Source organism: Janthinobacterium sp. LM6 (assembly GCF_002002885.1).
In the GTDB taxonomy this organism is placed as follows: domain Bacteria; phylum Pseudomonadota; class Gammaproteobacteria; order Burkholderiales; family Burkholderiaceae_D; genus Janthinobacterium; species Janthinobacterium kumbetense.
This window is the reverse complement of record NZ_CP019510.1, coordinates 5919295-5935874: the sequence shown is the minus strand read 5'-3', so window position 1 is coordinate 5935874 and position 16580 is coordinate 5919295. Positions and strand designations below refer to the sequence as shown.

Here is a 16580-nt window from a genome sequence, read left to right as displayed (position 1 = left end):
CTGATATATTTCGCCTATGAACATCGTCGACCATTATTTGGCAGGATTGCGCCAGGCCATGCCCCCGGAGCCGCTGGCGGAGCTGGCGCTGGCCAGCGGCGCCAGCGCGGAGCAACTGGACAGCTTGCGCCAGGCGTATCCGCTGTGCCCGGACAGCCTGCTGCGCCTGCTGGGCCACTACAACGGCACCTATTACCAGGAATATGCGGGCGGCATGGTGCTGGTGTACATGCTGGGCTCGGACGTATTCGAGTACCCGTATTACCTGAGTTCCGTCGAACAGATCCTGGAAGACCGGCAAGCGAACCAGCGCAGCATCGCCGATATCTACGGCCATTACCTGGAAGACGACCCCGGCATCATCGACGCCCGCATCGACGCGGGCATCAAGCAGGGCCAGCGCCTGTGTTTTTCGCATTGCATGAACAACGGCGGCTCCTCGCGGCTGTATGTCGATTTCACGCCCACGGCATCGGGCAAGGTGGGACAGGTCGTGCGCTTCCTGCACGATCCCGACAATTACCAGGTCATCGCCGACAGTTTCGATGCCTATCTGCAAATGCTGATCGATGAGGACTACGGCTTCCTGATCGAGGACAATTTTGAATAGTCCGGCCGCGCCGCCGTCCCTGCTGCCCGCCAACCGCCGCATCGTGCTGTCCGGCGAGGATGCGCTGCGCATCCTGCGCGAGATCGAATTTTTGTTGATATCGCTCAATAACATCGGCCGCCATTATTATCCCGACGGCGACGATGACGGCGCCGATGCCCAGCGCCGCGCGCAGTATTGCGCCGAGACGACGCGCTTCATCGACGAAGAGCAAGCCACGGCGCGTTTGGCCCTGATGCGCCGCATCCTGTCCGCGCCATTCGACACCAGCCTGGGCGCGGATGACATGGACGATCTCGAGCGCGCCGTCGCCGCGCTGCCGCTGTGGCGCGCCGCCGATATTCCATCATAAAAACTAATTGAAATCTAAAATTTGATAGTTTTTCCTGTTCAGGACGTTTGTGCCGCCGGACGGCCTTACAATGCTAGGTTATGCGTTTTCGTGATATCAGACTGTGGCTAGCGGAAAATACCTAGCTAATTGAAAGAATCGGTCTGATAAAATCCGGAACACCCGATCGACCAAACAGGAAGGCAGCACAGCATGGATTCGTCATCTGATAAAAAAGAAGAATTGCGTCAACAATTGCGCTTGGCCGCACTCGAGTATCACGAGTGCCCGCGCCCCGGCAAAATCAGCGTGACGCCGACCAAACAACTGACCAACCAGCGCGACCTGGCGCTGGCCTACTCGCCAGGCGTGGCGGCACCGTGCGAAGAAATCGTCATCGATCCGGCAAATGCCTATAAATATACGGCGCGCGGCAACCTGGTGGCCGTCATCACCAACGGCACGGCCGTGCTGGGACTGGGCAATATCGGCCCGCTGGCCGCCAAGCCGGTGATGGAAGGCAAGGGCGTGCTGTTCAAGAAATTCGCCGGCATCGACGTCTTCGACATCGAAATCAACGAGATGGACCCGGACAAGCTGGTCGACATCATCGCTTCGCTGGAACCGACCTTCGGCGGCGTGAACCTGGAAGACATTAAGGCGCCCGAGTGCTTCTACATCGAGCGCCAGTTGCGCGACCGCATGAAGATTCCCGTCTTCCATGACGACCAGCACGGCACCGCCATCATCGTCGGCGCGGCCATCCTGAACGGCCTGAAAGCCGTCGGCAAGAAAATCGAGGATTGCAAGCTGGTCGTGTCGGGCGCTGGCGCCGCGGCGCTGGCCTGCCTGGACCTGATCGTCGACCTGGGCTTCCCGCTGAAAAACATCTACGTCACCGACCTGGCCGGCGTCGTCTACAAGGGCCGCACGGAACTGATGGACCCGGACAAGGAACGCTTCGCGCAAGACACGCCGCTGCGCACCCTGGCCGAGATCATCCCGGACGCCGACATCTTCCTCGGCGTGTCCGCCGGCGGCGTGCTGAAACAGGACATGGTGCGCAAGATGGCGCCCAATCCATTGATTTTGGCGCTGGCCAACCCGAATCCGGAAATCCTGCCGGAAGAAGTCAAGGCCGTGCGCAGCGACGCCATCATCGCCACGGGCCGTTCGGACTATCCGAACCAGGTCAACAACGTGCTGTGCTTCCCGTACATCTTCCGCGGCGCCCTCGATTGCGGCGCCACCACCATCACGCGCGAGATGGAAATCGCCGTCGTGCACGCGATCGCCGACCTGGCGCATGCCGAGCAGTCGGACATCGTGGCCACCACCTACGGCATCAGCAACCTGTCGTTCGGCCCTGAATACCTGATCCCGATGCCGTTCGATCCGCGCCTCCTGATCAAGATCGCACCGGCGGTCGCCAAGGCGGCCGAGGATTCGGGCGTCGCCACGCGTCCGATCAAGGACTTGCAAGCGTACGCGGACAGCCTGCAGCAATTCGTCTACCGCAGCGGCACCTTCATGAAGCCGCTGTTCCTGATGGCCAAATCCACGCCGGCCGAACTCAAACGCATCGTCTACGCCGAAGGCGAAGAAGAGCGCGTGCTGCGCGCCGTGCAAGTGGTGGTCGATGAAAAACTGGCGCGTCCCATCCTGGTGGGCCGTCCACCGGTGCTCGAAGCGCGCATCCAGAAGTTCGGCCTGCGCCTCAAGCAAGGCGTCGACTTCGACGTCATCAACCCGGACTTCGACGAGCGCTATCGCGATTACTGGAATACGTACTACGCCATGACGAGCCGCAAAGGCGTCACCGAGGAATACGCTAAACTGGAAATGCGCCGCCGCCACACCCTGATCGGTTCGATGATGATCCACAAGGGCGACGCGGACGGCATGATCTGCGGCACTTTCGGCACCACCCAGCTGCACCTGAAGTATATCGACCAGGTGCTGGGCAAGCGCGCCGGCAGCAATGTCTACGCCGCCATGAACGTGCTGATCATGCCGGAACGCCAACTGGTGATGGTCGACACGCACGTCAACGAAAACCCGGACGCCGACCAATTGGCCGAGATCACCATCATGGCGGCCGAAGAGATGACCCGTTTCGGCCTGTCGCCGCGCGCGGCCCTGCTGTCGCACTCGAACTTCGGCTCCAGCGACAGCGCCTCGGCGCAAAAGATGCGCGCCGCGCTGGCCATCATCAAGGAACGCGCGCCGGACCTGGAAATCGACGGCGAAATGCACGGCGATACGGCCCTCGACAGCAAGCTGCGTCAAAAACTCATGCCGAATTCGGCACTGAAGAACGACGCCAACCTGCTCGTCATGCCGAACATCGAATCGGCCAACATCGCCTACAACCTGGTCAAAACGGCCGCCGGCAACGGCATCGCCGTCGGTCCGATCCTGCTCGGCTGCGCCAAGCCCGTGCACATCCTGACGCCATCGGCCACCGTGCGCCGCATTGTCAACATGACGGCGCTGTGCGTCGTCGACGCCGTGGCGCAGCGCAAAGCCTAAGCTTTTAGCTGCCGCCTGAAAGCCGCGCCATCCGCAAGGAGGCGCGGCTTTTTTTACATGGGCGGCACGGGCAGGGCCGCGGCGGGCGGCTGGCGGCGCAGGTAGTAATGGCGGTACAGCAAGATCTCGCCCCATACCAGCAGCAGCGCCGCCAGCGCGAACAGGCCCAGCGTGATCTTGAGCGAATTGAAATACGCGCCGGCCTGGCGCTTGATGGCGTCGATGAAGATCATCGGCACGGATTTATCGAGTTTGCTGAAGTCGGCATGGCGCGCCACGTCGGTGGTCAGGCGCACGGCCAGATCGGTGCCCAGCGCGGCCAGTTCGCCCGTCGCCTGGCCACGGAAGTTGGCGCCCTTGAGCGCTTCGCCGAGCAGGCCGACCCTGGCGATCAGCTGTTCCTGCAGCACCTGCGTCAGCAGCACGCTGCCGCGGCGCAGGATGAATTCATTGATCCAGCGCGCCTTGCTGCGTTCCCAGTAGCTGCTGGACGTGGGCTGGTAATACATGCCTTGCACGAACGGTTCGAGCAGGCTGCGCACGCTGATGGGCTGGCCCGGGGCGATCAGCTTGACCTGCTGTTCCAGGTAGACGCGCAGCGCCGGCATCTGCGCCTCGACCACGGGCTGCAAGTCGCGCTCGAGGGCCTGGTTGACCACGCGGTGCACGCTGTGCACGGCGCCCAACCCGGCACCGAGGAGCGGCAGCGCGAGCAGGATCAGTACATAGCTGAGTTTGGCGGCCACATGCCAGGCGGGCGGACGGCGCACCAGCAGGCATTTTCTGGCCAACTGGTAGCATATGCCGAGCGCCAGCACGAAGCCGGCCGCGCTGCACAGCAGCATCCACGGCAGGGCGGTCCACAGCAGTTCGCCGCCGAACGGCGCCAGGCTATTGCCCCAATTGACGAGTTGTTGGTTCATGTACATTGCTTTGATATGGATAAACAGGCAAGTATACCCATTGTGCAACGACATGGAGCGCGCTTGGTGTCAGTGCGCCATCAGCACCGGCAAGGTCATCTGGCGCAGCACGGTTTCCGTCACGCCGCCCAGCAGGATTTCGCGGAAGCGCGCGTGGCCGTAGCCGCCCATCACCAGCAAGTCCGCATGCACTTCGGCGGCCATGGCCAGCAGCGCCGCGCCGATGTCGCCCGTGGCGACGGCCGGGCGTACTTCCACGGGCACGCCATGGCGGCTCAGGTAGGCGGCGATGTCGGCGCCCGGATGGCGCGCCGGCTGCGCGTGGCCGGCCGGCGGGTGCAGCAGGGCCAGCACCACCAGGCGCGCCGCGCGCAAGAGGGGCAAGGCGTGGCCGATGGCGCGCGTCGCTTCCATGCTGCCATCCCAGGCCACGATCACCGTGTTGTCCACCTGTGCGAACTGGCCGCTGCGCGGCACGATCAGCACGGGACGGGCCGCGTTCAGCATCACGTAGGGCACCAGGTCGCTCATGGCGCCGGGCAAGGCTTCGCCGTCGTCGTGCTGGCTCAGCACCGTCAGGTCGCTGTAGCGGGCGCTGACGGCCATGCCGCCGTCTTCATCGTCTTCGATCAGGCGCCGCTCGAGCGAGGCGGCGCCGGCCTGGCGCGCCAGCGTCTCGAACTGGTCGAGCGCCTGTTCCGCCTGGCCGTGCAGGGCATTGATCTGCGCCGCCACGGCGCCGCCGCGCATGCCGCGGTTGTTTTCCAGGGTAAAGCGCGACATGCCCGTCATGGCGGCGCCGATCAGGTGCGCCTGGTGCGCGTGCGCCAGCCGCGCCGCGATGGCGATGCGCTGCGGCGCATGGCGCGACAGGTCGGCGTGGACGAGGATGGATTTGTAAGCCATGTTGTCACTCGGTAGTCAGGATGGCAACAAGGCTAGAACGGCAACACGGGCAAGTCCAGCATTGCCGTGCTGGCCGGGGCTTTTCTTATGCTGGGCTTGATGTAAGTCAAAAAAAGAGCGGCCAGGGGCATCTGCAAGTTCGCCGCGAGGAAAGTGCGAGCTGTTTGATGTGCATCAAAATGCCTGCCCCACCGCCAGCCATAATGGCATTGAACTCCTGGCTCCTCCAGTGGTCTGCATCGGCGCCGGCGCCATCTGTCCGGCACTTGCTTGTGTGACGCAACAACGCTGGCCGTGGCGGGAGTTCACTCTTCAAGCGGACGCGTGGTGCTCCGCTTTCTCTGCCCAGCGCTGCCGGATGGCGTCGATGGCGGGCAGTTCCCCGACAAACAGGTCGACCAGCCGCGCATCGAAATGGCTGCCTTGTTGCGCTTGCAGATAGCCCACGGCGTCCGGCACCGACCAGGCGCGCTTGTACGGGCGCACCGAGGTCAGCGCATCGAAGACGTCGGCCACGGCGACGATGCGCCCCGCCAGCGGGATCGCTTCGCCTGCCAAGCCGTTCGGATAGCCGCTGCCATCCCATTTTTCATGGTGCGACACGGCGATGGCGCGCGCCAGCGCCAGCATGCCGCCTTCCGCATGTTCGCCGATGATGTCGGCGCCGATGCGCGCGTGCGTCTGCATGACGGCCCATTCGTCCGCGTCGAGCTTGCCCGGCTTTTGCAGGATGCGGTCGGGGATGCCGATCTTGCCCACGTCGTGCATGGGCGCCGCGTGCAGCAGGTCGTCAGCGGCGGCTTCGTCCATGCCGGCGGCCACGCCCAGCAGGCGCGCGTAATGGCTCATGCGGATCACGTGCAAGCCTGTTTCATTGTCCTTGTATTCGGCCGCCAGGCCCAGGCGCTGGACGATCTGCAGCCGCGTTTCCTTCAATTCATCGATGCGCACCAGCGACAGGTGCGTGCGCACGCGGGCGCGCACGATGGCGGGGCTGAGCGGCTTGGTGATGTAATCGACGGCGCCCGCTTCAAAACCGCTCAGCTCGTCGCGCATGTCGTTCAGGGCCGTGACGAAAATGACGGGGATGGCGGCCGTCTGCGGCGCGGCCTTCAGCTGGCGGCAGGCATCGTGGCCGCTCATGCCCGGCATCATCACGTCGAGCAGGATCAGGGCCGGGCGCTCCTGCTGCGCCAGTACCAAGGCCCGCGCGCCATCCTTGGCGAACAGCAGCGCATAGTCGCTCTGCAAGATCTGGCGCAGCAATTGCAAATTGGCCGCCTCATCGTCGACGATGAGAATCACGGGTCTGGCTGGTGCATTCATGGGGACTCCGGGGCGTAGGTGTGCAGCAAGTCGTGCAGCAGCGACTGTGCCTGGGGGAAATCAAAGTCGTCGATGGCATGCAGCAGCGGCGTTAGCGCGTCCGCTTGCGCGCCCATGGCGTGCTGCAACTGGGCTTGCGCCGTGTCATCGAGTTCGCCGCGCCGCAAGGCGCTTAACAGTGCATTGGCCGCTCGCCGGACGGCGGGCGCGTCGATGGCCGCCGTCGTTGCCGTCGGCAAGGCAGGCGGCGCCAGCCGGGCGATGGCGGCCAAGGCCGCCGGCCATTGCGTCAGCAGGGCGCCCAGGATTTCGTCGAGCTGCAGCGCCGTGGCGGGACCGGGGCCGGGGCCGGGACCGGCGCAGCATTGCTCCAGCGCCGCCAGGCTGGCGGCCAGTTGCTCCAGTCCCAGGTTGGCGGCCACGCCGCGCAGTTGGTGGCTGTGCGACAAGAGCGCCGCGTGGTCGCGCGCTTCGATGGCGGCCAGCAGGGCGGGCGGCAGGCGCGGATGCTCGCGTCCGAAACGGGCCAGCGCCGCGCGGTAGGCGCCGTCGTTGCCGGCCCAGCGCTGCAGGGCGCCCGCATGGTGCAGCACCCGTCCGCCAGCGGGGGGCGGGGCGTGGCTATCGTCGGCCGGGTCCGCCGCCAGGCCCAGCACGCGCGCGATTTCCTGCGCCAGCGCCTGCCATTCGACGGGTTTTGTGGCGAAACCATCCATGCCGGCCGCCCGCGCCGCCTTGCGGTGCGCCTCGAGCACGCTGGCCGTCATGGCGATCACGGGCACGCGCGGGCGTCCGTCGCGCAGGGCGGCGGCACGGATGGCTTGCGTGGCGGCCAGGCCATCCATGTGCGGCATTTGCAAGTCCAGCAGCAGCACGTCGAAGTCGTCCTGCTGCGCCAGCTGCAAGGCTTGCGCGCCATCGCCGGCCGTGACCACCGTGTGGCCACGCTTGCCCAGCAGTAAGCTCAGCAGTTCCAGGTTTTGCGGCACGTCGTCGGCGGCCAGCACGCGCAGGGGCGGCAGGCGCACGCTGCGCCGTTCGCTGGCGGGCAGCGCCGCCTGGCGCGCCGGCAGCAAGGGCAGCATGACGTGGAACACGCTGCCGTGCGGCAAGGCGGCATCGGCCCAGATGCGCCCCTGCATCAGGGTCACCAGCTGCCGGCTGATGGTGGTGCCCAGGCCCGTGCCGCCAAAGCGCCGCGTGGTCGAGGCGTCCGCTTGCACGAACGGATCGAAAATGGCGTCGCGCCGTTCCGCGGGGATGCCGATGCCGCTGTCCTGCACCAGCAGGTGCAGCTGGCCATCGTCGCGGCGCGCCGCCAGGCTGACGGCGCCGCCGGGCGTGAACTTGATGGCGTTGTCGAGCAGGTTGCCCAGCACTTGCCGCATGCGCAATTCGTCGCCATGCAGCATGGCCGGCAGTTGCGGGTCGTACTGCACCTCCATGCGCAAACCCTTGGCGCGCGCATGGATGCCATACGTGGACGCCAGTTCGTCGACCAGCGCCAGCAGGCTGTAGTCGCGCAATTCCAGCGCCACGGCGCCCTTGTCCAGCTTGGCAGTATCGAGCACTTCGTTGAGCAGGCGCAACAGCGAGCGGCCGGACTGGCGTACGGTATCGAGGTGGCGCCGCTGCTCGGGCGCCAGCGGCGAGTCGAGCAGCACATCGGTAAAACCGAGGATGGAATTCATCGGCGTGCGGATTTCATGGCTCATGTTGGCGACGAAGCTGGCCCGCGTGGCGGCCGCCAGCTCCGCTTTTTCCTTGGCCATGCGCAAGTCTTCCTCCATTTGCCGCCGTTCGCTGATGTCGAGGATGACGCCGTCGACCCAGCGCACGGCGCCTGCCGCATCGTGCACGACGGTGCCCCGCTCCCACAGCCAGCGCGCCGTGCCGTCCGCATGCCGCAGCCGGTATTCGAGCAGGTAGGGCTCGCCGCTGGCGACGCTGCGGTTGAAGACGTCGATGACGTAGGCGCGCTCTTCGCTGGCGATCAGGCCCGTGATGCTGCGGCGCGGCGCGGCGCCGAGAAAGTCGGCGGGCGGATAGCCGGTGATGGCTTCCACGCCGTCGCTGATGAACAGCATGGGTTGGTTTTCCGCCGTGGTGCAGCGAAAGGCGATGCCGGGCAGATTGCCGATCAGCGAGCGCAACTGCTGCTCGCTTTCGCGCAGGGCGGCCAGCATGGCGCGTCGTTCGCTGATGTCCGTAATGAACAGCACATATAAATCCTGGTCGGCCAGGCGCGCGCCGGCCATCGAGCGCTGCACGGCAACCGGTACCCCATCCTTGCGCAGGTAGACGATTTCCTCGCTGGCGTGGGAAGCGTCGCCTTCGCCCGTGCGCAGGTAGTGCAGCAGGCCCTGCTGTTCCGACTGGCGCACGTCGCTGACCAGCAGGCTGACGTGGCGGCCGACGATTTCCGCCGACCGCCAGCCGAGGATGCGCTCGGCGGCGCCGTTGAAGTCGACGATGCTGCCATGCCGGTCGATGGTGATGACGCCGTCGACCGTGCTCGTCAACAGCGAACGCGTCCAGTGTTCGCTCTGGTTCAGGTGGCGAAACAGTTCGCGGTAGCGCAAGATGCCCACGGCCGAGGCGACCAGGATCGTCAGGGCGATGGTCAGCAGGGTCACGCTGATCACCAGCATGGGCCGGTTGGCATCGGCATCGTTGCCTGGGGGAATCGTCCCCACGAAGCGGGCTGCCTGCATGCCCATATAATGCATCCCGGCAATCGCGCAACCCATGACGCCAGCGCTGATCAGCGTGCGCCGCGAGGCAGACACGCGGCTGCTCCAGCCGCGCAGGCCGAAGCGTATCCACAGGGCCACGGTGGCCAGCGCCACGGCAACGACGAGCGACAGCGCGAACAGCAGCGGATCGTAGCGCAGCGACAGGCCCATGCGCATGGCGTGCATGCCCGTGTAATGCATGGCGCCGATGCCCAGGCCCACCAGCAAGCCGCTCCTGAGCAGTAGCGGTGCCGTGACGGCGCGCCGGCTGATGGTGGCCAGGGCCACGAACGAGGCCGCCACGCTGGGCACGATGGACAGCAAGGTCAGGCCCGGATCGTAGGCGACGCTGGTGCCCAGCTCGAAGGCCAGCATGCCGATGAAATGCATGGCCCACACGCCGCAGCCCAGCGCCAGGCTGCCGGCCAGCAGGCACAGCAAGTGCAAGCGGCGGCTGATGCTGGCCTGCGCGCGGCTGTATGCCGTCATCTGGAACGCCATCCACGACGTGAAAATGGCGATCACGAGCGACAGCAGCACCAGGCCCGGCGCATGCTGGCCGTGGTGCAGCTGGGCCGGATCGGCGGGCAGGTGGAACAGGTGCTGGACGCTGGCAGGTATCATCGTGGGCAGGCAAATAGAGCGTCGTGGCGCAGAAAACAGGATCGGGGCCGGTCATCGCTGCGGGTGGCCGATGCAAATGACCTTACCAGATTTCTGGAAACAAATATCTTATTTGTAATTATTTTCCCTGTCGTGCAAGCCGTTCCCATGCTGGAAAGTGGGCCGCACACCTTGCCGCGCCCGTGGAATGGCGGTGCGGGCGAAGAAGTTTCCATCAGGAATTATGTGGTTTTTTTGCAAAGTGCGACGCCTTGCCGGACGTCATGCTACATTCGCGTCCTGCTTTTTTGAAAGGATGACGATGCCTTTAGGTAACAACTTCTTGCGGCATAATCAGCAAGCCTGGGATGCCCAGGCGACCCGGAACAGTCCGTGGTCGCAGCCCGTCGACAGCGCCACCATCGCGGCGGCGCGCGCCGGACAGTGGCTCATCCACCTGACGCCCGGCCCCTTGCCGGCAGGCTGGCTGGATGACGTGCGCGGCAAGCGCATCCTGTGCCTGGCCGGCGCCGGCGGGCAGCAGGCGCCCGTGCTGGCGGCCGCCGGCGCGCGCGTCACCGTCTTCGACCTGTCTGAACAGCAACTGGCGCAAGACCGCATGGTGGCCGAACGCGACGGCTTGCAACTGACCACCGTGCAGGGCGACATGCGCGACCTGGCCTGCTTTGCCGACGCCAGCTTCGATGTCATCGTCCACCCCGTGTCGAACCAGTACGTGCCCGATATCGCCCCCGTGTGGCGCGAATGCGCGCGCGTGCTGGCCGATGGCGGTGTGTTGCTGAGCAGTTTCTTCAATCCGGCCGTGTTCATCGGCGACCGCGACCCGCAATGGGCAAAACAGGGCTTGATACGGCCGCGTTTCGTGCTGCCGTACTCGGATGTGGCGGATATGGATGCCGATGCGCTGGCGGCGCGCATGGAAAGGGGCGAGGCGCTGGTCTTCGGCCACGGCCTGGACAGCCAGATCGGCGGCCAGCTGGCGGCGGGCTTCGTGCTGGCGGGTTACCACGAGGAAATGCATCCCCACCCGCGCTTTGAAATTGAAAAATACCTGCCCAGCTTTATCGCCACGCGCGCCGTCAGGCTGGCGCGCGCAGGATAGCGTTTAGTTGTAGGGCTGCAAGTCCAGCCAGACGGCGTACGACAGGCGCTTGCCATTCCACAGTCCGCCGCCGCGGATGACGGCGTCGCACGAGGTCAGCTGGCCCACCAGGTCCTGGCGGCCCAGGTTGCGGCGCAGGCGCAGCGCGTCGTTGTGCGACAGGTAGCCGACCAGCTGGCCATCGATGAAGACGGCGATGGCCTTGTCCTGGAACGGGTTGGCATCGTCGCAGACGAGCAGGGCCAGGCATTTCTCTTCCGCATTGCCGGGACCATGCTCGCCGGCCAGTTTGGCGATGGCGGGCTGGTACATCGATTCGTTTTCCACTTCCGACGCAAAGCGCCCCTCATCGGTCCAGTGATGCGCGGGTGCGCCCGCAGGAATTGCCGGCACGTACTGGCGCACCGACATGAGCGGCTTGTGCAGCGGTTTGGCGGGCGTGCGGCCGCTGAAGACGTAGTACAGCAGGGCGATGACGATCACGATGGCAAGCAGGTAAAGCATGGTATCTCTCTGATTTCTGAAGGGGAAGCCGGTGGCGCGGGCGCATTGCGCGGCGTTGCCGCTACTATAGCAAGTTCGCCGCCTGGTTCCGGGTAAATCTGGCCATCAGGCGGCGCCGCCGGCGCAGTGCGCGCGGGTCGTTCAGCACGATGGGCGAGGCGCCCGTCAAGCCCGAATAATACTGGCCGTGCTGGCGCAGGACGATGGCATAGTCGCGCCAGGCATGACCGTGCGCCAGCATGCGCGCGTCGCAATCGACTTCGATGGCAAAGCGCAGCCGGTGCAGCTGCCACCACAGGGGCACATTCCACGGCATGAGAATAATCAAGGCATACGCCACGGCCAGCAGCTGCGGGTCGCGCGCCCGGAGCCGGCATTGCTCGTGCGCCAGCAGCAGCGCCTGTTGCTGGGGCGGAATCAGTTGCAGCCAGACGGGCATGACGATGCGGGGGCGCAGCAAGCCTGCCACGCAGGGACCGATGCCGCCGCTCAAGTACACGGGCGTGCCCAGCAGCGATGTTTTCTGCCAGCGCCGCTGGTGCGACAGCAGCCAGACGCAGCGCAGCGCCAGCAGCGTCAGCATGCCTGCAGACGCCATAAACCAGCCCAGTTTCAGCTGCGCCTGTTCCACCGGCATGGCCGCCAGCACGCCGGGCAGCCATGCCAGGGGCAGGATGGCGGACGCGGCGATGGCCGCCAGCCACGGCCAGCGCGTCGCGCGCCCGCGCCGCTGCAGCGCGCGCTCGGCGCGCCAGGCGGCGGCGCTCAACAGCAGCGCCAGCGCCATGGTGCACAGCAGCCAGGCCGGCATCGGGCGCCTAGCGCTTCAGCGCCATGCCGACGGAGGCGGGCGCCGTGTGCTTGAAACCGAACTGCGCGTACAGATCTTGCGCCTGGCCATCGGCGATCAGGCTGACATACGCGCTTTCCGGCACGTCGCGGTCGATGAACTGGTGGATTTCGCGCATGATCAGCTTGCCCAATCCCTTGCCCTGGTGGGCCGGCAGCACGGCGATATCGACGACCTGGAAGAAGCAGCCGCCATCGCCGATGATGCGGCCCATGCCCACCACCTCGTCGCCATGCAGCACTTGCACGGCAAACAGGGAATTCGGCAAGCCCCTGGCCGCGGCATCCGTGGTTTTCGCGCTCAGGCCGGCGGCGACGCGCAGGTGCTGGTAGGTGGCGATGGCGGGAATGGCCAGGCGGGTGGTGTAGGGCGATGCTGCGGTCAAGGCGGTCTCCTGTAGAAATAGTTTGGAGCGGCAATTATAGGCGGCCATGGATTTTCGTGACGGCCGGCTTTTTTCGCCGCGCGCTATGTCGTCCGTGCCGCTTTTGCGCTATGGTGGCGGCATCCCTTGAATTGTTGAAAGCACGCCATGTCCGCAGGATTTACCGCCACCGAGTTGTCCGTCATCAACGAAGACGACGCCCTGATCACCACCCTGGCCGCGCCAGCCGGCAAAGGCGAGCCCGTCTACCTGATGCTGCAGCGCGCCGACGAGTATGACGAGCAGGACGTCGCCATGGGCATGGACGAGCCCTACATCGAATATGGCGGCCAGGAATTTGCCTGGTATGGCCACATGCACGCCGTCATCCTGCATCCGAACCGTTTGTCCGTGCAGATGGATGCCGAGGCCGCCATGCAGATGGACGACGACGGCCAGATCGACGTGCGTTTCAACTTGACGCCCGAGCGCTACGCCCAGCTGCAGCAGGCGCTGCGCACCACGTTCGAGGGCTGCGATTACTATCGCGAAGAACGTTGATCTGCGTGGACGGCACCGGCCATGGTGTCGCGTATGCTGGATAGAGGATATGAACTGGGGAGTGGACGATGACGGTGCTGATACTCGGTTTGCTGCTGTTCCTGGGCTTGCACTCGGTGCGCATCGTCGCCGACGGCTGGCGCAGCGCCCAGCTGGCGCGCCTTGGCGAAAAGCGCTGGAAGGGCCTGTATTCGCTCGTGGCGTTCGTGGGGCTGGGCCTGATCATCTGGGGCTACGCCCTGGCGCGCCAGCAGCCGCAAGTGCTGTGGACGCCACCCATGGGCTTGCGCCACATCAGTGCCCTGCTGATGCTGTTCTCGCTGATTTTACTGGCGGCGGCGAATGTGCCGCGCAACCATATCAAGACCCTGATGCACCACCCCATGCTGCTGGGCACGCAATTCTGGGCCGTGGCGCATCTGCTGGCCAACGGCAATGTGGCCGACGTGCTGCTGTTCGGCGGCTTCCTCGTCTGGTCGTCAGTCGATCTGTATGCCGCCGTGCAACGCGACCGCGCGGCCGGCGTGGCCTACCCGGGCGGCACCATGGCAGGCACCCTGATCGCCATAGTCGCGGGCTGTGCGTTGTGGCTGCTGCTGGCGTTCTGGCTGCACGGCGTGCTGTTTGGCGTGCGGCCGTTTGGATAGGCGGACGGGCGCAAGCGCAATTCCGTGCGTTTCAGCATTATCGATACGGAGTGGGCGGCGGTGAAGGCGGGGCTGGAGGGCAGGCTGCGGTGTTAGGGGATTTTTGGCCGGATGGAAGAGCGGCCGCTGGCGTCCAGCATATCGCGTAACAGCTGGTCGCCCAGGCGGTTTGAGAAATGCGTCTCATCCCAAAACATGGGCATGGAAGGAGGAGAGTTGTCAGAGTGATCACTTTCACCGTTACGCAGCTCATAGTCAAGCAAACGCACATGGAATTGCGATGCGAGCAAGGTGACCTCCCTTTTCCACTGCGCGGCTTGAGGCACGAGTCCGGCCTGGCGGATACGTGTTTGCCATTTTTCGCTAACAGGCAAAATCAGCAAAATAACTTCTATCTGCCTGGTTTGCGCGAGATGGAAGATGGCCGTCAAATCCCTGACATCGGCGGCATTGTTTGCATGATTTTGACAAGCGCTTGCAATCGTCTTGAATAGCTGCTTAAAGCGTGACTCATGTGCTTGCGCTCCTCCTGCACGTGTCGCCCCTTTGGCAGGATCGTCATAGTAACGCCCTTGTTTGTCAAAATAGCTGTCGAAGGAGCGCGGAGGAAACAGATTTATTTTCAGCGTTCTTAGGCTGTATATGACGGCATTCTCGGGCGACAGATAATGAAACGGCGGGTCGGGCTTATTTTTTGTCACCGCATTGTCATTTTTCGTTTCGCAGGCATTGGATGTGAGGTAATTGACTTCCAAATACAGCCTTCGAATGCGTGCCTCCTGGCTCAGGGTGAAAAACAGATCCCTGGCTGTTGATAGCGGCAGGGCATCGATGCCAGCCACTTGAACGTTGCCGCCGTATAAGCTGGAGGCGAGTGTTTCGTTGAAACCACGCCGTACCCGGGAAGAACCAAGAATCAGCACGTCAGGCGGGTTCAGCGTGCTGCGCAATACAGCCGCGCTTGTCTGGCTACTGTTAGGAATCTCCAGTCTGATGGTATTGATCTTATGGCTCGACTGGTGCCGCCAGATGGCATAGGGATCGACGATAAAAACGAGTCCGGCAACAAGGAGCGCGAATCCGAGCGCAATGAAAAAAACGCAGGCGAAAAAGCGCGCGATGGGGATGTCTTGATTAAAACCCTGCATATTTGAACTCTTTGACAGCGGACAAATTGATGAGCGCCAGGCACAGCGCGACGGCGACTGCTACCGCCCACGCCAGGCTGGGTTTCCAGGCCAGCAAGCTGGTCGTGGATTTTTTCAGCTGCACGCTCCAGGCGGGGAGTTCTTTCGCCATCAGGTCGATCAGGGAAGGGGCCGACCAGTTAAATGCAATGGCGGCGAGGATGGCGGTGATGCCGAAAAAACCTCCGGGCCAGGCGCTTGCCTGCCCCGCACCCAGCAAGCCGAGCATGACGTGCCGGGCCTCCTGCCAGTCGGGCGTGGCCCACAGGCTGACGGAAAAACCGATGGCCGCCAGCGTGAAGGCCCTGCCGGCCCAGTGCTGCAGCTTGCCGCCTTTGCGCGACACCAGATTCCAGCGCCGCAAGGCGTGGTTGCCCGTGACGAGCAGCCCTTGATAAATGCCAAAGATCAGCAGCGGAATGGTGGCGCCATGCCAGATGGCGACAGCCATCATCACCACGAACAGGGCTGCGTAATGCCGCCATACCTGGCGTTTTTTTGTCAGGGGCCGATACAGGTAGTCGCGCATGAAGGCACCCAGGGTCACATGCCAGCGGGTCCAGAATTCGACCGGGCTGGAGGACTTGAACGGGGCATGGAAATTGACGGGCAGGTGGATGCCGAACATGCGGCTGATGCCCATGGCCATTTCCGAATAGCCGCAAAAATCATAGTACGTTTCAAACAGGAAACCCAGGCAGGCGATCCAGGTCTCGACGAGGCCGATGGGGTCGCCTTGTCCCGCGCGCAGGAAAACGTCGCCCTGGGCGTGGTGAAAAATGGGTGCGACGCAGGATTTCTTGAACAGGCCCATGGCAAACAGGGTGAGGCCGACGGCATAGTCGCGCGGCGCCGGATGCAAGGCCGACGACGTGCCCGGCGCGGCCAGGAATTGCGGCAGCATGTCCTTGTGCGACAGCAGGGGGCCGGCAGGCAAGTGGGGAAACCAGGCCACGAAGAGCGCGTATTCGAGCGGATTGGTGCTGCGGGCCTGTCCCCGCGCCGTATCGACCAGGAAGGCGATTTGCGTAAACGTGAAATACGAGATGCCCAGCGGTAAGGCCGGGATCGCCATCCCGGGCACGACAAAGAATTTCGCATACTTGTACGCGGCAAGAAAACATAAATTTCCCGCGATGGCCAGTGCCAGATAGCGGGTTTTGCCGCGGTTCCTGCCAATGACGCCGGCGAGCAGCCAGTTGGCGCCCATCGATGCACAAAACAGCAGCAGGTTGTGCGCATCGTTGAGGTAATAAAAAACCAGCGAAATCCCCAGCGGCAGCAGGTGGAGCTGGCGGGTTGAAATCAGGCGGTGGTAGGCGTACGCCGATAGCGGCAAGAAGGCCAGGGCAAACCAGTACGAGGTGAAACTCATTCG

The 16580-nt window shown here is 64.2% G+C and carries 15 protein-coding genes and 1 pseudogene; 7 read left to right on the top strand and 9 right to left on the bottom strand.

Going from position 1 to position 16580, the window contains the following annotated elements; all coding sequences use genetic code 11:
* The first annotated feature begins 16 nt into the window (after positions 1-16).
* The 3 genes from BZG29_RS26055 (at position 17) to BZG29_RS26045 (ending at position 3473) form a co-directional block, all read left to right on the top strand.
* Positions 17-610 (top strand): SMI1/KNR4 family protein, encoded by a 594-nt coding sequence (locus BZG29_RS26055; protein WP_077408649.1) that lies wholly within the window; start codon positions 17-19, stop codon positions 608-610.
* Complete coding sequence (locus BZG29_RS26050; protein ID WP_216350331.1) at positions 603-962, top strand: hypothetical protein; 360 nt, start codon at positions 603-605, stop codon at positions 960-962. The genes BZG29_RS26055 and BZG29_RS26050 overlap by 8 nt, the downstream gene beginning before the upstream one ends.
* Before the next feature lie 192 nt (positions 963-1154).
* Complete coding sequence (locus BZG29_RS26045; protein WP_077408648.1) at positions 1155-3473, top strand: NADP-dependent malic enzyme; 2319 nt, start codon at positions 1155-1157, stop codon at positions 3471-3473.
* A gap of 53 nt (positions 3474-3526) precedes the next feature.
* On the opposite strand, the gene BZG29_RS26040 is transcribed toward BZG29_RS26045, so the two are convergent.
* From BZG29_RS26040 to BZG29_RS26025, 4 genes are all read right to left on the bottom strand, one after another.
* On the bottom strand, positions 3527-4396 hold the full coding sequence (locus tag BZG29_RS26040) for a hypothetical protein (protein WP_150131065.1): 870 nt from the start codon (positions 4394-4396) through the stop codon (positions 3527-3529).
* Positions 4397-4465: 69 nt separating this feature from the next.
* Positions 4466-5302, bottom strand: a complete 837-nt coding sequence (locus BZG29_RS26035) for a universal stress protein (protein WP_077408646.1) — start codon at positions 5300-5302, stop codon at positions 4466-4468.
* A 312-nt stretch (positions 5303-5614) separates the two neighbouring features.
* Positions 5615-6628 (bottom strand): HD domain-containing phosphohydrolase, encoded by a 1014-nt coding sequence (locus BZG29_RS26030; RefSeq protein ID WP_077408645.1) that lies wholly within the window; start codon positions 6626-6628, stop codon positions 5615-5617.
* Positions 6625-9987, bottom strand: a complete 3363-nt coding sequence (locus BZG29_RS26025; protein ID WP_077408644.1) for an MHYT domain-containing protein — start codon at positions 9985-9987, stop codon at positions 6625-6627. The genes BZG29_RS26030 and BZG29_RS26025 overlap by 4 nt, the downstream gene beginning before the upstream one ends.
* Positions 9988-10282: 295 nt before the next feature.
* Between BZG29_RS26025 and BZG29_RS26020 the strand changes: the two genes are divergently transcribed.
* Positions 10283-11089, top strand: a complete 807-nt coding sequence (locus BZG29_RS26020; protein WP_216350330.1) for a class I SAM-dependent methyltransferase — start codon at positions 10283-10285, stop codon at positions 11087-11089.
* Positions 11090-11092: 3 nt separating this feature from the next.
* Here BZG29_RS26020 and BZG29_RS26015 read toward each other — a convergent pair whose 3' ends face one another.
* The 3 genes from BZG29_RS26015 to BZG29_RS26005 form a co-directional block, all read right to left on the bottom strand.
* A complete protein-coding gene (locus tag BZG29_RS26015) occupies positions 11093-11593 on the bottom strand; it encodes a hypothetical protein (RefSeq protein WP_077408643.1) in 501 nt (166 codons plus the stop codon).
* 64 nt (positions 11594-11657) lie between these two features.
* The gene (locus tag BZG29_RS26010) at positions 11658-12404 is read right to left on the bottom strand and encodes a M56 family metallopeptidase (RefSeq protein WP_077408642.1); all 747 of its coding nucleotides are present in this window, start codon (positions 12402-12404) and stop codon (positions 11658-11660) included.
* Between the two features lie 7 nt (positions 12405-12411).
* The gene (locus tag BZG29_RS26005; protein WP_253192706.1) at positions 12412-12828 is read right to left on the bottom strand and encodes a GNAT family N-acetyltransferase; all 417 of its coding nucleotides are present in this window, start codon (positions 12826-12828) and stop codon (positions 12412-12414) included.
* A 147-nt stretch (positions 12829-12975) separates the two neighbouring features.
* On the opposite strand from BZG29_RS26005, the gene BZG29_RS26000 reads away from it, so the two are divergent.
* The 3 genes and pseudogenes from BZG29_RS26000 to BZG29_RS28620 all read left to right on the top strand — a co-directional run.
* Entirely contained in the window at positions 12976-13368 is a 393-nt protein-coding gene (locus BZG29_RS26000) for an Imm10 family immunity protein (protein WP_077408640.1), read from the top strand.
* A gap of 68 nt (positions 13369-13436) precedes the next feature.
* On the top strand, positions 13437-14015 hold the full coding sequence (locus tag BZG29_RS25995; protein ID WP_077408639.1) for an NnrU family protein: 579 nt from the start codon (positions 13437-13439) through the stop codon (positions 14013-14015).
* A gap of 3 nt (positions 14016-14018) precedes the next feature.
* Positions 14019-14111, top strand: a pseudogene (locus tag BZG29_RS28620) (GNAT family N-acetyltransferase); the annotation flags it as partial.
* On the opposite strand, the gene BZG29_RS25990 reads toward BZG29_RS28620, so the two are convergent.
* On the bottom strand, positions 14108-15163 hold the full coding sequence (locus BZG29_RS25990; RefSeq protein WP_077408638.1) for a hypothetical protein: 1056 nt from the start codon (positions 15161-15163) through the stop codon (positions 14108-14110). The pseudogene BZG29_RS28620 and the gene BZG29_RS25990 sit on opposite strands and share 4 nt — an antisense overlap.
* Positions 15150-16577 carry an MBOAT family O-acyltransferase gene (locus BZG29_RS25985; RefSeq protein WP_077408637.1) on the bottom strand — a complete coding sequence of 476 codons (1428 nt, stop codon included), beginning with the start codon at positions 16575-16577 and terminating at the stop codon, positions 15150-15152. Before BZG29_RS25985 ends, BZG29_RS25990 begins: the two co-directional genes overlap by 14 nt.
* Positions 16578-16580 lie beyond the last annotated feature (3 nt).